At 63.3% G+C, this 15,903-nt stretch carries 8 protein-coding genes; 2 read left to right on the top strand and 6 right to left on the bottom strand.

Annotated features, from left to right (window positions below; translation table 11 throughout):
• Nucleotides 1–19 precede the first annotated feature (19 nt).
• The 6 genes from glgB to mutM all read right to left on the bottom strand — a co-directional run bounded on the left by glgB (nt 20) and on the right by mutM (nt 13,432).
• Nucleotides 20–2,239: a 1,4-alpha-glucan branching protein GlgB gene (glgB, locus tag NYQ83_RS16255; RefSeq protein ID WP_261215865.1), complete on the bottom strand. Its 2,220-nt coding sequence runs from the start codon at nt 2,237–2,239 to the stop codon at nt 20–22.
• A complete protein-coding gene (gene treS, locus NYQ83_RS16250) occupies nt 2,236–5,511 on the bottom strand; it encodes a maltose alpha-D-glucosyltransferase (RefSeq protein ID WP_261216224.1) in 3,276 nt (1,091 codons plus the stop codon). Before treS ends, glgB begins: the two co-directional genes overlap by 4 nt.
• A 68-nt stretch (nt 5,512–5,579) precedes the next feature.
• Nucleotides 5,580–7,586, bottom strand: a complete 2,007-nt coding sequence (locus NYQ83_RS16245; protein ID WP_261215864.1) for an alpha-1,4-glucan--maltose-1-phosphate maltosyltransferase — start codon at nt 7,584–7,586, stop codon at nt 5,580–5,582.
• 156 nt (nt 7,587–7,742) lie between these two features.
• The gene (putA, locus tag NYQ83_RS16240; RefSeq protein ID WP_261215863.1) at nt 7,743–11,480 is read right to left on the bottom strand and encodes a bifunctional proline dehydrogenase/L-glutamate gamma-semialdehyde dehydrogenase PutA; all 3,738 of its coding nucleotides are present in this window, start codon (nt 11,478–11,480) and stop codon (nt 7,743–7,745) included.
• Nucleotides 11,481–11,693: 213 nt separating this feature from the next.
• Entirely contained in the window at nt 11,694–12,467 is a 774-nt protein-coding gene (locus NYQ83_RS16235; protein WP_128290354.1) for an enoyl-CoA hydratase, read from the bottom strand.
• 74 nt (nt 12,468–12,541) lie between these two features.
• The gene (mutM, locus tag NYQ83_RS16230) at nt 12,542–13,432 is read right to left on the bottom strand and encodes a bifunctional DNA-formamidopyrimidine glycosylase/DNA-(apurinic or apyrimidinic site) lyase (protein WP_261215860.1); all 891 of its coding nucleotides are present in this window, start codon (nt 13,430–13,432) and stop codon (nt 12,542–12,544) included.
• 120 nt (nt 13,433–13,552) lie between these two features.
• On the opposite strand from mutM, the gene ubiE reads away from it, so the two are divergent.
• On the top strand, nt 13,553–14,302 hold the full coding sequence (gene ubiE, locus NYQ83_RS16225) for a bifunctional demethylmenaquinone methyltransferase/2-methoxy-6-polyprenyl-1,4-benzoquinol methylase UbiE (RefSeq protein ID WP_261215859.1): 750 nt from the start codon (nt 13,553–13,555) through the stop codon (nt 14,300–14,302).
• A gap of 27 nt (nt 14,303–14,329) precedes the next feature.
• Nucleotides 14,330–15,901: a 2-polyprenylphenol 6-hydroxylase gene (gene ubiB, locus NYQ83_RS16220; RefSeq protein WP_261215856.1), complete on the top strand. Its 1,572-nt coding sequence runs from the start codon at nt 14,330–14,332 to the stop codon at nt 15,899–15,901.
• Nucleotides 15,902–15,903 lie beyond the last annotated feature (2 nt).

Here is a 15,903-nt window from a genome sequence, read left to right as displayed (position 1 = left end):
AAGAAAGTCGAAATAGGTTTCAGGGCTGGTATCTCAAGACGATCACGCCGAGCGGCGGCAGGGTGAGAGCGGCCGACGCCGGCTGACCATGCCACCCGACATCCTCGGCGCGCACTTCGCCGTCATTGCCGACATTGGAGCCGCCATAGACGCCTGCATCGGTGTTGAGGCATTCCTCCCAACGTCCCTGGAAGGGCAGGCCGACCCGATAGCCATGCCGCACGACCGGCGTGAAATTGCAGATGACGGCAACGACATCCTCGCCGCGCTCGCCGCGCCGCAGATAGGAAAAGACGCTCTGATCGGCATCGGAGGCGTCGATCCACTGGAAACCGGCAGGCTCGCAATCGCGCTGATGGAGTGCGGGCAGATCGCGATAAAGATGGTTGAGGTCGCGCACGAGCCGCTGCATGCCCGCGTGTCCCTCGCCGCCGAGGAGATGCCAGTCGAGCGACTGATCGTGGTTCCACTCCCGCTCCTGGGCAAATTCGCAGCCCATGAAAATCAGCTTCTTGCCGGGATGTGTCCACATGAAGCCGAAATAGGCTCTGAGGTTGGCGAAGCGCTGCCATTCATCGCCCGGCATTTTGCCGAGGAGCGAGCCCTTGCCGTGCACCACTTCATCGTGGCTGATCGGCAGAACGAAGTTTTCCGAGAACGCATAGAGCAGGCCGAACGTCATCTGATGGTGATGGTAACGGCGATGCACCGGGTCGTTGTGGATGTAGGCGAGCGTGTCGTGCATCCAGCCCATGTTCCACTTGTAGCCGAAGCCGAGGCCACCCGTTTCGACAGGTCGCGACACACCCGGCCAGGCGGTCGATTCCTCGGCAAACGTCGTCGCCCCCTCGAAGCCCCCGAAGACATTGGTGTTGGTGTCGCGCAGGAACGAGATGGCTTCGAGATTCTCGCGGCCACCATGGACATTCGGGACCCAGTCGCCCGGCTCGCGGCTGTAATCGAGGTAAAGCATGGAGGCCACGGCATCGACGCGCAGCCCGTCGATGTGGAACTCATCCATCCAGTAAAGAGCGTTCGCCTCCAAGAAGTTGCGCACCTCCCGTCGACCGAAATTGTAGATGAGTGTGTTCCAGTCGCGATGAAAACCCTGGCGCGGATCGGCATGCTCGTAAAGTGCGGTGCCGTCGAAACGGGCGAGACCGTGCTCGTCCGTCGGGAAATGCGCCGGCACCCAGTCGATGATGAGGCCGATGCCTTCTGCGTGGCAACGCTCCACGAAGCGACCGAACGCCTCCGGCGAGCCGAAGCGCGAGGTCGGGGCATAGAGCCCGATCGGCTGATAGCCCCACGAGCCGGAGAAGGGATGTTCGGAAACAGGCAAAAGCTCGATATGCGTGAAGCCCATATCCTTCACATAGGGGATGAGCTGATCGGCAAGCTCATCGTAATCGAGATAGGCGTTGCCGTCGCCGCGGCGCCACGAGCCGAGATGCACCTCGTAAATCGAGATCGGCTGGGCGCGGTCGTTGCGCGCGCGCCGGGTCTGCATCCAGTGCTCGTCGTGCCATTGGCGATCGGGAAGACCTGTGACACGGGACGCTGTCGAGGGGGGCACTTCCTGAGAGAAGGCGAAGGGATCGGATTTCAGCGGCAGGAGCCGCCCTTCGTGCGAGAGGATTTCGTACTTATAGTATTCGCCCGGCCCGATACCCGGCAGGAAGATTTCCCAGACGCCGCTTTCAACGCGTTTGCGCATGACGTGGCGGCGCCCGTCCCATTCGTTGAAGCTGCCGACGACAGACACACGCTGCGCGTTCGGCGCCCACACGGCAAAGGTCGTGCCCTGAACGCCATCGATCGTGGTCGGATGCGCGCCCATCTTCTCGTAGAGGCGGCGATGGTTCCCCTCCGAAAAGAGGTGCAGATCAAGCTCGCCGAGGATCGGCGGAAAACGATAAGGATCGTCGACGGTCCAGGATTGATCGCCGGCATAGAAGCGGATGCGATAGGCGAGACCCGGATCCTGCCCTTCGAGCAGGGCCGCAAAGAAGCCCGCCTCGAGGCGCTCCATTTGGGCCAGAACCTCGTCGCCCCCCATGCTGAGGATTTCGGCCCTCTCAGCGCCGGGATGAAACGTGCGGATGCTCAGGCCGGCAGAGGCCCGATGCGGACCGAGAAGCGAAAACGGGTCGCCATGGCGCCCTTCGATCAGCGCAGCGATCGCAGAGCGGTCGATCTCCGGAAAGGAGATCAGGATCTCTTTGCGCCAGGTGTTCATAGCTTTGCCTCAGTGGTGATCAGGTTAAGAACGCCGCGCAGCGGAATGTCGATCCAATCGGGGCGATTTGCCGCCTCATAGAGGATCTCGTAAAAGCCCTTCTGCAGGAGGAAGAGCCGCAAGAGGCGCTCTGCCGCCGCCTCGTCGTTCGGAAGTGTCGGCACGCCTTCCATCCGGGCGAAGTAGCTCGCGCGGAAATCAGCAACAGCCTTGTCGCGCCATTGCTGGGCGCGTTCGCGGATCGCCTCGGGCACCTCCATATGCCGTGCCAGGAACTGGCGTTCGGCTGCGGCTGCGGCATAGTCGAAGGAGCGCAGCATGCCGGCGACGTCCCGCAGGGGCGAGGACTTCGCGCGCCGTTCCGCGAGCGAGCGTTGCGGCTCACCTTCGAAGTCGATGATGACGATATCGGCCTGGGAAACGAGGACCTGGCCCAGATGATAATCGCCGTGGATGCGCGACTTGCCACCCGACGGGGGGCTTGACGCGAGGTCTTCCAGCTCGCCCTGAAGCGCCCCGCGCCGTTCGGCGAGGTCGGCCGCCATCTCGCGCGTTTCGGCAGGCAGCGTCGCCGCCATCGCCTCGAGCCGCTCGATCGCCTGATCGGCGAGGCTTGCGACATCGACGGCCATCGCGCCCACATCTTCCTGCTCCAAGGGCTCCACCTTGAAAGCCGGCAGATCGGTTTCGGCGGCAAGCGCCACATGCATTTCGGCCGTGCGCAGCCCCATATTCATGGGCAGGTCGAGCGGGTGCCCGAAGGGAATCGGGGCTGCCGCCGGGGCGGTCTCCGCGGCGGCCACGGCGTTGAGCGCCGTCGCCTCCAGATCGCGGTCGAGCGCATCGACGAGAACGGCCCAGCCGTCGCCCTGATTGCGCACAAAGGAGAAGACCGCGGCAAGCGCCGCCGGCTCACCGTCGTTCGAACGGTATTCGACCGTTCCAAGGAGCTGCGGCGTGTTGTCGAAGCCGGCGACATCGGTGAGGAAACGCGCGACTTCGACCTCGGGCTGATCGCCCTCGCGCAGCCGGCGATAGACCTTCAGGAGCGCGCGGTCGCCGATGATGACGGAGACGTTCGACTGCTCGACGCCAAGCGGCCGGACATCCGTCTCCTCGGCTGCTTCTGCAAGATCGGCCTGGCCGGCAAAGACGAGTTCGCCGTCCTTGGCGGCGACCGGCTCACCAGCCGCCATCGCCTTCAACAGGGCTCTCGCGAAATCCTCGTCAAAGGCCGCATCGACAAGTGCGCCGACGCGCGGGCCCCGTCTGATCTTGGCCAGCGTGTAAGAGAGTTTCGGCGCTCCGAAATGCAGGTTCTCTTCGCCCCACAGCGCAGAGAGCGGCAGGAAGTAACGCTGCGTCTCCTCGTTGCGAAGCGTCACGTCGACGGTCGCAATGGCGGTGCGCCCCTCCGCCACGCTCGTCAGAGGCGACAGCGAAACCCCGTCGATGGTGCCGCCCTTGCCGGCGAACCAGCGCTGGCGCTGCAGGAATTCAGGCAGCGCCTGGGCTTCGAGCTGGCGGCCGTCGCGACCGGAGAGCGCGGCACTCAAATCGGCGCGTGTGGTAACGGTGATGAATTCGGGCATGACGTCGGGTGCGGGCGTGTGCCATTGCGGCACGTCCGTCTCCTCGGTGAGAAGAAACCAGAAGAAACCGTAACCGGGCAGCGTCAGCATGTAGGGCAATTCACCGATCGCCGGGAAAGCAGAATGGCCGGAAAGCTCTACCGGAACCCGGTGACGGAAACGCGACAGGTCGAGCTCGACGGCCTGGGCGGAGCGAGAAAGATTGGCGACGCAGAGAATGTCTTCGTCTTCATAACTGCGGATATAGGCGAGGATCTTCCGGTTCCCCGGATAGAGGAACGTCATCTCGCCACGGCCGAAGACCTTGTGCTGTTTGCGCACGGTCACCATGCGCCGCATCCAGTTCAGAAGCGATGACGGGTCGGATTGCTGCGCCTCGACATTGATCGCTTCATAGCCGTGGATCGGGTCCTGCACCGGCGGCAGATAAAGCTGCTGCGGATTGGCGCGCGAAAAACCGCCATTGCGGTCGCCCGACCATTGCATGGGGGTGCGCACGCCGTCGCGGTCGCCCAGGAAGTAATTGTCGCCCATGCCGATCTCGTCGCCGTAATAGAGAACGGGCGTGCCCGGCATCGACAGCAAGAGCGCATTCATCAATTCGATCTTGCGGCGATCGTTCTGCATGAGCGGCGCCAGACGGCGGCGGATGCCGAGATTGATGCGCGCCTTCTGATCAGACGCATAGGTGCGCCACAGATAGTCGCGCTCCGTATCCGTGACCATTTCGAGCGTCAGCTCGTCGTGGTTGCGCAGGAAAATCGCCCATTGGCAGGGATCCGGAATTTCCGGCGTCTGACGGATGATATCGGTGATCGGATGGCGGTCCTCCTGCGCCAGCGCCATGTACATGCGCGGCATCAAGGGGAAGTGGAACGCCATGTGGCATTCGTCGCCCTCGCCGAAATAGGGACGCGTATCCTCCGGCCATTGATTGGCTTCGGCGAGCAGCATCCGGTCGGAGTAATTCTCGTCGAGATCGCTGCGGATCTGTTTCAGGACGACATGCGTCTCCGGCAGGTTCTCGTTGTTGGTGCCGTCGCGCTCCACGAGATAGGGAATGGCATCAAGCCGGAGCCCGTCGACCCCCATATCGAGCCAGAAGCGCATCACCGACAGCACTTCCTTCATCACCCGCGGATTGTCGAAGTTGAGATCCGGCTGGTGGGAATAGAAGCGATGCCAGAAGAATCCTTCCGCGACGGGATCCCAGGTCCAGTTGGAGGTCTCCGTGTCGAGGAAGATGATCCGCGTGCCCTGGTATTTCTGATCGGTGTCGCTCCAGACGTAGTAATTGCGCGCCGCCGATCCGGGCTTCGCGTTGCGCGCCCGCTGGAACCAGGGATGCTGGTCGGAGGTGTGGTTGATGACGAGCTCGGTGATCACCCGAATGCCGCGCTGATGGGCCTCCGACACGAAGCGGCGGAAATCGCGCATCGTGCCGTAAGACGGATTGATCGCGCGGTAGTCCGCGATGTCGTAGCCGTCGTCGCGCAAGGGCGAGGGATAGAACGGCAGGAGCCAGATCGCGGTGACACCCAAGCTCTCGATGTAATCGAGGCGTTCGAGAAGACCGCCAAAGTCACCCACGCCATCCCCGTTCGAATCGAGGAACGCTTTGACGTGCAGCTGATAGACGATCGCGTCCTTGTACCATTCGGTGTCGGAGCGATCGATCACTCCGTCGATGCGATGATGGGGGCGCTCGGAACGATTGGATTTTTGCATGTTTTCTGTCGGACCTGCGTTCACGTGAGCCGCTCTTGAGGCGAAATCAGGCGCCAGGCCGCATAGGTGCGCTCGGACGGGTTGAGCCAGACATGTTGCATCTTGCCCTGCCAGGTGAAGCGCCGGTCGAGGACCAGATCCTCGGCCATGATCGGCGCATCGTCAGACAGCCCAAACTCCCAAAGCGGCACCTCGAAATGCGCGCCCTGCGCGTTCAAGGGGTCGAGGTTGACGGCAAACAGCAGGAAGCTCGACAGATCGTCGGTGTATTTGCCGTAGTAGAGAATGTTGTCGTTGTAGGCGTTGTAGAACGACAGATTGCTGAATTGCTGCAGCGCCGGATGAGCCCTGCGCCAGGCATTGAGGCGGCGCACGTCATCCTTGATGTGGCCGGGCCTGTCCCAATCCCAGGCACGGATCTCGTATTTCTCCGAATCGAGATACTCTTCCTTCCCAGGCATCGCCGCGGCCTCGCAAAGCTCATAGCCTGAGTAGATGCCGTAATTCGTGCCAAGCGTCGCCGCCAGGAAGAGACGCACCTGGAAGCCGGCGCGCCCGCTGTTCTGCAGATAGAACGGGTTGATGTCCGGCGTATTGGTGAAGAAGTTCACCCGCATGTAATGACGGCATTCCCCGGTGGTGAGCTCCGTCAGGTATTCCGTCAGCTCGGCCTTGTTGTTGCGCCAGGTGAAATAAGAATACGATTGGGTGAACCCGACCTTGGCGAGACGCTTCATCATCTTCGGTCGCGTGAAGGCTTCCGCCAGGAAGATCGTGTCGGGGTGGCGTCGGCGCACTTCGGCGATCATCCACTCCCAGAATGGCAGGGGCTTGGTGTGCGGATTGTCGACACGGAAGATTTTGACGCCGTGCTCGACCCAGAACAGCACGGTATCGCGTAATTCGTGCCAGAGCCCCGGGATGGCATCGCGGTAGAAATGGACGTTGACGATGTCCTCGTATTTCTTCGGCGGGTTTTCGGCGAACCTAATGGTGCCGTCGGGACGCCAATCAAACCATTCCGGATGCTCCTTGATCCAGGGATGGTCGGGCGAACACTGGATGGCGAAATCGAGCGCGATCTCCAGCCCGTGCTCCGCGGCCGCCTTCACCAGGCGGTCGAAATCCTCAAACGTGCCGAGCTCGGGATGGATGGCCTTGTGACCGCCCTCCTCCGAGCCGATGGCATAGGGACTGCCGGGATCGTCGGCACGCGCCGTCAGCGAATTGTTGCGCCCCTTGCGGTTCGTCTTGCCGATGGGATGGATGGGCGGGAAATAAAGCACGTCGAAGCCGAGATCGCGCACGTACGGGAGCTGCGCGATGACATCGTCGAAGGTGCCATGGCGGGCAGGATCCCCGGACTGGGAGCGCGGCATCAACTCGTACCAGCTTGAGAAGGCGGCGCGCTTGCGGTCGACGAAGAGATCGAGGAGCCGCAGGTAATACGACAGGTTGCTCCGCGGTCCGCCGGCCGTCATCAGACCAAGAAGATCCTCGCCCATGAGCACGGAAAACTGCTGCGCCGGATCGGCAAGGCGGGCGATATCTTCGGTGACGCGCTGCAGCCTTGCCCGCCTTTCGGGATCGAGCCGGTCGCTTTCAGACAGCGCCTTCTTCAGAATATGCAGCCCCTCCTTGAGTTCAGAGGTCACATCCTGACCGGCATTCTTCTTTTTTGACACGTCGGAACGCCAGCTGCGAAAGAGATCGCGCCAGGCAATCACGGTATATTCGTAGGTCGTGTTCTCGACGGGTACGAAGGAGGCGCGCCAGCGATCGTTCTCATAGAGGCGCATCGGCGTTTCAGACCACGTCTTGTCACCCTTTCGGCGCGTCAGAAGCGCTGCGTCGATGAGGTCGTGGCCATCGGAAAAGATATCTGCCTCCACGACCACGACTTCCCCGATGGCGGCTTTGGCGGGAAAGCGGCCGCCGTCGATCTCGGGCGTCACCGCCTCGATGGCGATGCGGTTGTCGGCGAGGGCGTGCAGCAGGCGATCGGCGGGTTTGAGAGCCTGTTCCATGATCCTGTCGGCTTGGACGTTTCCATAGGGCGCCACCGACGGAAGGCCGCCGGCGATACAATTCGAGCTAGGTCAGGCCGGAGCGAGGTCCAGCCTGTTGTCTAGGCTAACGAGGGAGTCGGTGGAGAGTTGCAAGCGTTTTGCCTGCAACTCTCCTCAACTGCCGGCGAGCGTCAGAAGCGTCGCATTTCCGCCCGAAGCGGTGGTGTCGATCGACACGACGCGCTCGGTGGCGAAAGCCGCCACGCCGTCCGCGAGAGACAGAAGCGGCAGCCGCGCGCCCTGGCGTTCGGCCAGGGCGATGCGCAACGTTCTCGCCTGCGTGCCACCGCCCTCATACGCGACGAGGCCGAGCCCTTGAAGGCCAGCAGCAAGCGCCACGGGCTCACCCTCCACCACGACGACGAGACCGGCCGGGGCGCCGACACGTTCCAGAGCCGTCTTGAAGGCCACCACGGCGGCATCGACGAGACCGGCCGGCACGACCGCGCGATTGCCCGCCGCGAGTGCGGTCACGATCTGCGCCAGAAGCGCCCCCGACCGTGCTCCATCCTCATCGGCCGGGTTTTCATCGGGCAGGGGCGCGCCCAGACAAAGCGCCAGCCCGCGGCCATGCAGAGACAGGCGATTGGCCTCGCCCGTCGGGCCCGGCAACGCCACGACGCCGGCAATCTCGGGCCGCGCTGCCTCAATCACCTCATGCGCGACTTGTCGGGCAGGTTCCGGCAATTCACCGGCGGCGCTCGCCAGGACCATGATCCGGGCGGAGTTCGCCTCCCACTCGCTCATATCCGGCAGGGTCGCGAGATCGGCGGGAGCCAGGGCGGCGACCTGCGGCCGCTCTTCGTCGCCCCGAAGCGGAGCGGCGGTCACCTCGACCGGCCGTGTGAAGCGGGCAAGATAATGCGGGCCACCGGCCTTCGGACCAGTACCGGATAGCCCTTCGCCACCGAAGGGCTGCACGCCGACGACCGCACCGATCTGGTTGCGGTTCACATAGATGTTGCCGACATGGGCATGGTCGCAAATGCGCTCCACCCGCTGGTCGATGCGCGAATGGATGCCGAGCGTCAGACCGTAGCCCGACGCGTTGATGGCCGCCACGACCGCGTCGATCTCCTTCGCCTTGAAGGTGATGACGTGAAGGACCGGCCCGAAGATCTCGCGCTCGAGTTCGTCGAAGTGATCGAGGCGAAGCGCGACGGGCGCAACGAAATTGCCCTCACCCGGCATTTTCTCGTGGGTGAAGAGGAGCCGACCTTCGCTTGTTAACTTTGCCACATGGGTTTCGATCGTCTGCCGGGCTTCTTCATCGATCACAGGGCCAACATCGGTCGCGGGATCCCACGGATCGCCAATGACGAGCTCTTCGGTCGCCCCCTTCAGCATCTTCAAGAGCGTCGGCGCGACGTCCTCCTGCACGAAGAGAGCACGAAGCGCCGAACAGCGCTGTCCGGCCGATTGGAAGGCCGATTGCACGATATCGCGGACCGCATGCTCCGGGAGCGCAGTCGAATCGACGATCATCGCATTGAGGCCGCCGGTCTCCGCGATGAGCGGCGCGCGCACGGGACCCGCTTTCGCCAAAGCCCGGTCGATCAAGATCGCGGTGTCCGTCGAGCCGGTGAAGCAGACGCCCCCGACCCTCGGATCGGAGGTGAGCGCGGCACCCACCACAGAGCCCTCTCCCGGCACGAGATTGAGCACGCCTTTCGGCACGCCCGCCTCGTGCAGAAGCGCCACGGCCTTTGCCGCCGTCAGAGGCGATTGCTCAGCGGGTTTCGCGACGACGGCATTGCCGGCCACAAGCGCGGCCGAAAGCTGACCGGTGAAAATCGCCAGAGGGAAGTTCCACGGCGAGATGCAGACGAAAACCCCGCGGCCGTGCCGCCTTGCACCGCCTTCGGAGAAGAGCCGGCGCGCCTCGTTTGCGTAAAAGCGCAGGAAATCTGCGGCTTCACGCACTTCCAACACACCGTCGAGACGCGTCTTGCCGGCTTCGCGGGTGGCAAGCGCGATGAGTTCGGCCGCGTTCTCCTCATAAAGCGTCGCGGCGCGCTCCAAAATCTGGGCGCGCGCATCCGCCCCGATCCCCTGCCAGGCCGCCACCGCATCGGCGGCGACGCCAAGGGCGTGTCTGGCGGTTTCCGCATCCGCATCCACGACGACGCCGACCTTTTCGGCCGGGTGCGCCGGGTTGAAGACATCTCGCGCGCTACCATGGCTTTCCTCGCCACCGATCACGGGAGCTGCACGCCATTCCGCCGCCTCGAAAGGCCTCATGGCTTCGGACAGCGCCTCCAGATCGAGCGGATTGTTGAGATTCCAGCCTTTGGAGTTCTTGCGCTCCGGCTCATAGATGTCGGGCGGCAGCGGGATCAGCGGATGGGCGACGGGCTTTGCCTGCTCGACCAGCGAGATCGGGTCTTCGACCAGCTTTTCCGCCGGCACGTCCTCGTCGAGAAGCTGATGGACGAAGGAGGAATTGGCGCCGTTTTCGAGCAACCGGCGGACGAGATAGGCAAGCAGATCCTTGTGGATGCCAACGGGCGCATAGATGCGGCAGGGACGGCCCGTCTCTTTCCTTAGCCGTTCGTGCAGCGCCTCGCCCATGCCGTGCAGACGCTGGAATTCGAAGTGCGCGTCGGGCGGCGCGATTTCCAGAATGGCGCAGGCCGTATGGGCGTTGTGCGTGGCAAACTGGGGGAAGATACGGTCGCAGTGCGCGAGCAGAAAACTCGCACCAGCGAGATAGGAGACATCGGTCGATGGCTTGCGGGTGAAGACCGGATAGGCGGCAAGACCGAGGATCTGCGCCTGTTTGATCTCGTAATCCCAATAGGCGCCTTTGACGAGGCGCACGGCGAAGCGGCGGTCGAGACGCTCCGCCAGATCCACGATCCAATGAAGGACCGGCAGAGAGGCTTTCGAGAACGCCTGGACGACGAAACCGAAGCCGTCCCAATCGGCGAATTCGGACTCCGACAGTGCCCGTTCCATCACCTGAAGCGAGAGATCGAGACGGTCGGCCTCTTCCGCATCGACGGTGAGACCGATGCCGGCGGCCTTCGCCTGGCACATCAGCTGGACGAGCGTCGGTACCAGCTCGGCCAGAACCCGCTCCTTCTGCACCGTCTCATAGCGCGGATGGAGCGCCGAGAGTTTCACCGAGATCGACGGATTGTCCGTGACACGCTCGGCCTTGGCGGCCTTGCCGATGGCGCTGATCGCGTTCGAATAGGAGCGAAAATAGGCCTCGGCATCCTCGTGCGTTCGCGCCGCCTCGCCCAGCATATCGTAGGAATAGCGATAGCCTTTGGCGCGCATCGGCTCGGCGCGGCGCAGGGCCTCCTCGATGTTGCGCCCAAGCACGAATTGCGCGCCCAACACCTTCATCGACTGTGCAACGGCGGCGCGCACGACGGGCTCGCCGACGCGCTGCACCATGCGACGCATCGTATGGATGAGGTGCGCCTCGGTCTGCTCGTCCTGCCCTTCCGATCCGTAAAGGCGGCCGGTCAGCATCAGGCCCCAGGACGAGGCATTCAACAAAAGCGATTCACTTTGCCCGCGATGGCTGCCCCAATCGGCACCGCCGATCTTGTCGCGGATAAGGGCATCGAGCGTATGCGCATCCGGCACCCGGAGATAAGCCTCGGCGAGGCACATCAGAGCCACGCCTTCGTCGGTGGAGAGACCATATTCGGAGAGAAAGCGTTCCATCAGATGCGGCGCCGGATCGGCCCGCAGGGCCGACACCATCCCCGCAGCCTTGGCGCCGGCGCGCTTTCGTGCCGCTTCGTCGAGATTTATCGCGGCGAGACGGCTTCTGACCACCGCCTCCTCGTCTTCATAGGGCGCGCGACGGATGGCAATACGAGAATCAGTGGCCATGGAGGCTCCGGAAGGCAGAATGGGTAAGGGTCGGTGACCTTCCGCAATGCTGCCCGCAAATAGGACTTCTTTTCAACTCACCGAAATACCAAGTCGGGCATGATCACCCGCGAAATCGCGGCAGCCGAGACTTCACTGACGAGAAGAGGCCGGCTGCGCGATCCTGCCCTGTCCCGGCGCGCATAACGGCGCCAGGACGGTCCGGCGGGATGTTCAGCGGTTGTTGAATTGCGGCGAGCGCTTTTCCGTGAAGGCGAGCATGCCTTCTTTCTGGTCTTCGGTTGCAAACAGGGCCTGGAAGATCCGACGTTCGAAGCGAATGCCCTCAGCCATCGTCGTCTCATAGGCGCGATTGACGCTTTCCTTCGCCATCATGACGGCGGGAAGAGAGAAGGACGCAATCTTCTGAGCGGCCTTCACCGCTTCTTCCAAAACGTCCCCGACGGGCACGACACGGGAGACGAGGCCGGCGCGCTCCGCTTCGTCAGCCTCCATGAGACGCCCGGTCAGGCACATATCCATTGCTTTCGCCTTGCCGACGAAGCGGGTGAGACGCTGGGTTCCGCCGGAGCCCGGAATGACGCCGAGGCTGATTTCCGGCTGGCCGAACTTCGCCGTCTCCGCCGCGATGATGAAATCGCACATCATCGCAAGCTCACAGCCCCCGCCGAGCGCATAGCCGGCGACAGCCGCGACCAACGGCTTTCGTCGCTGACCGACCTTGTCCCATTCGGAGATGAAATCGTCACGATAGGCGGTGACGAAATCGAGCTCCCTCATTTCATTGATGTCGGCACCCGCGGCGAAGGCTTTCTCCGAGCCGGTGATGACGATCGCACCGATCTTGTCGTCGGCCTCGAATTCGTCGAGTGCTGAATTGAGTTCAGCGACGAGACCGGCCGACAAAGCATTAAGCGCATTCGGGCGGTTCAAAGTGATGAGCCCGGCGCGTCCGCGGCGCTCCACCAGAATATAATCGTAGGCCATGCCCCCTCCTGACTGACGTTTCCCTGGCGATAGCCGTAAAGCGGTTGCACAAAACCGGCAAGGCAACCTTGGCCTTACCTCTGACAGACAGGGCAAAAGAACGTCGACCGGCCCGACTGCACGATACGGGAAACCACGCCCGAACAAGTGGGCCGCGGGCACGGGAAATCTTCCCGGTCATAGACGGCAAAGCTCTCCTGGAAGCGGCCGACGGAGCCGTCGGCCTGGACGTAATCGCGCAAAGAGGAGCCGCCCGCGGCGACCGCATCGGCGATGACGGCGCGCACCGCCTCCACCAGCCGTGTCAGACGCGCGCTCGGCTCCCCATCTTGGCGCACCAAGGTTCCGGTCGCGCGCCGGGGCGAAAGCCGCGCACGCCAAAGCGCTTCGCAAACATAGATGTTGCCGAGCCCGGCGATGACGCGCTGATCCATCAACACCGCCTTCAAGGGCGCCTTGCGGCCGGCGAACTTCGTCGCGAGCAGCGCGGCGGAGAGAGCGTTGCCGGTCGGCTCCAGGCCGAGATGGGCGAAAAGCGGATGCTCCTCAAGATGGCCCGCTTCGCCGAGGGCCATGAAGCCGAAGCGGCGGGCGTCGTTGAAGACGAGATCGAGATCGCCATCCAAATGGAACACGACGTGATCGTGGATGGTCTTCTTTTTGTTGTCGAAATAGCGCCCTTCGGCCGGCGTCAGATTGAGGGATCCCTCAAAACGGAAGGACCCTGTCATGCCGAGATGCATGATGAGAATCGGGCCACCGGCCTCGATGTCGGTTTCCACCAGAAGATATTTCGCGCGGCGGCCGACATGGTCGATGCGGCGGCCTTCGAGCGCGACGGCGAAGCCCGGCGGGAGAGGAAACCGCAGATCCGGACGCCGCAACTCGACTTTCTCGATCGAGCGACCCTCCAGGACCGGCGCCAGTCCGCGCCTGATCGTCTCCACCTCCGGCAATTCCGGCATCGCCACTTATCCTTCATCTTTCCGCGTCACGCCGCATGGCGTGTCGCCAACGCTTTCGTTATGGTCCGCGACAACCGCGCCGCAACACCGGCGCCTCCGGATTTGTCCAGAGGATCAGCTATGAGTGAAAAGACCCAGTTCGGCTACCAAGAGGTGCCGATGGAGGAAAAGCAGGGGCGTGTCGACGACGTCTTCCATTCGGTCGCCCGGCGCTATGACATCATGAACGACCTGATGTCGGGCGGTCTGCATCGGCTTTGGAAGAACGCCATGGTCTCCTGGCTCGCGCCGCCCCATTCGGGACGACCCTACCGGGTGCTCGACATGGCGGGCGGCACCGGCGACATCGCCTTTCGCATCTCCGACCGCTCCCGCGGTCACGCCGAGATCACGGTTGCCGACATCAACGGCTCGATGCTGGAAGTCTGCCGCGAGCGGGCGGAGAAGCACGGCTACACCAATCTTTCTTATGCGGAAGCGAACGCCGAGGAACTGCCCTTCGAGGACAAGAGCTTCGACGCCTATACGATCGCCTTCGGCATCCGCAACGTGCCGCGCCTCGACAGGGCGCTGTCGGAGGCCTACCGCGTCCTGAAACCGGGCGGGCGCTTTCTCTGTCTGGAGTTCACGCCGGTTTCCACGCCGGTGATCGCTCAACTCTACGAGGCCTATTCCTTCCGCGTCATTCCGATGATCGGGCAGGTCGTCACCGGCGACCGCGAATCCTACCAGTATCTGGTGGAATCGATCCGCGTCTTCCCGAACAAGGAGCGCTTCGCCGGCATGATCTCCGACGCCGGCTTTGAGCGCGTCAGCTATCGTGACTATACAACCGGCGTCGTCGCCCTGCATTCGGGCTGGAAGCTCTAACGCGATAAAGTTCTAAGGTCGCACAGCGTGCTCAATCTCATCCGCCTCACACAGGCGGGCTTTCATATCGTCCGCGCCGGCGCGCTCGGCTTCGTCGATGTCGACGAGGTGCCGCCGGTCGCGGCCCGTTTTGTACGTTTCGCGCGGCTTTTCGAGCCACGCGGGCTCTCGGATACCGAACGCGGCCGGCGCCTTTCGGCCCGGCTTCACCGGCTCGGTCCCTCTTATGTGAAGCTTGGACAGTTCCTGGCGACGCGGCCGGATATCGTCGGCAACGATGCCGCCGAAGCCCTGTCGGGCCTCAAGGATGAGATGCCTCCCTTCCCGACGGAAGAGGCAAAGGCGATCATCGAGATCAATCTCGGCCGCAAAGTGGAGGAGATTTTCACCTCCTTCTCAGAGCCCGTGGCGGCCGCCTCCATCGCCCAGGTCCACCACGCCACACGCTTCGTCGACGGCGAAGAGCGGGAGGTCGCCGTCAAGGTGCTGCGCCCGCATGTGCGGGGCGGCTTCCAGCGCGATCTGGAGACGTTTTATGCGGGGGCACGCTTCCTGGAGCGACTGTCGGCGGAAGGCAAACGGCTGAAGCCGGTCGCCGTCGTGCAATCGCTCGAGCGCACCGTGCTCCTGGAAATGGATCTCAGGCTCGAGGCTGCGGCCTATTCGGAGCTGTCGGAAAACATCATCGGGGAAACGGAATTCCGCGTACCGGCCGTCGATTGGGCCCATACCGGCCGCGACGTCCTGACGATGGAATGGATCGACGGCATCAAGCTCCGGAATACGGCGGGCATCATCGAGGCCGGAATCGATCGCCAGAACCTCGCCCGCATCGTCGTGCAGTCGTTCCTGCGCCATGCCTTGCGCGACGGGTTCTTCCACGCCGACATGCACGAGGGCAATCTCTTCGTCGACCGGGAAGGACGTCTCGTCGCCGTCGATCTCGGAATTATGGGGCGCATCGGGCCAAAGGAGCGGCGCTTCCTCGCCGAGGTCCTCTACGGCTTCATCAAGCGCGACTATCTCAAGATCGCCAAGCTGCATATCGAGATCGGCTATGTGCCGCCGATCCATTCGGCGGAAGATTTTGCCCAGGCGTTGCGCGCGATCGGCGAGCCGATCCACGGCCAGCGCGCGAGTGAAATCTCTATGGCGCGGCTTCTCGGTCTCCTCTTCGAGGTGACGGCGCTCTTCAACATGCAGACGCGGCCGGAGCTCATCCTCTTGCAGAAGACCATGGTCGTGGTGGAAGGCGTCGCCCGGCGTCTCGATCCAGATTTCGACATGTGGGCCGCCGCCGATCCCGTCGTCACGGAGTGGATCTCTCGCCATCTCGGCCCCGTCGGGCGTCTTGAGGAAGCAGCCGATTCCTTGCGCGAGATCGGCAAGTTCGTCGAGCACCTGCCGGACACTTTGACCCGCGTGGAATCGGCCGTCGACCGTCTCGCGGCGTTCTCCGCCGGCGGCATCAAGCTCGACGATCAGACGGTCGACCGGCTCGCCGATGCCGGCACCAAGGAGCTTTTCTGGACGCGTTGGGCGGTGCGGCTCGGCGGGCTCGCGCTCGTCGTCATGGCGGCCGCCTCTCTGTGGCGCTAAGA

The organism is Afifella sp. JA880 (assembly GCF_025379905.1).
Taxonomy (GTDB): domain Bacteria; phylum Pseudomonadota; class Alphaproteobacteria; order Rhizobiales; family Afifellaceae; genus Afifella; species Afifella aestuarii.
Note: the sequence above shows the minus strand (reverse complement) of the source record. Positions and strands in the feature narration are given on the sequence as shown.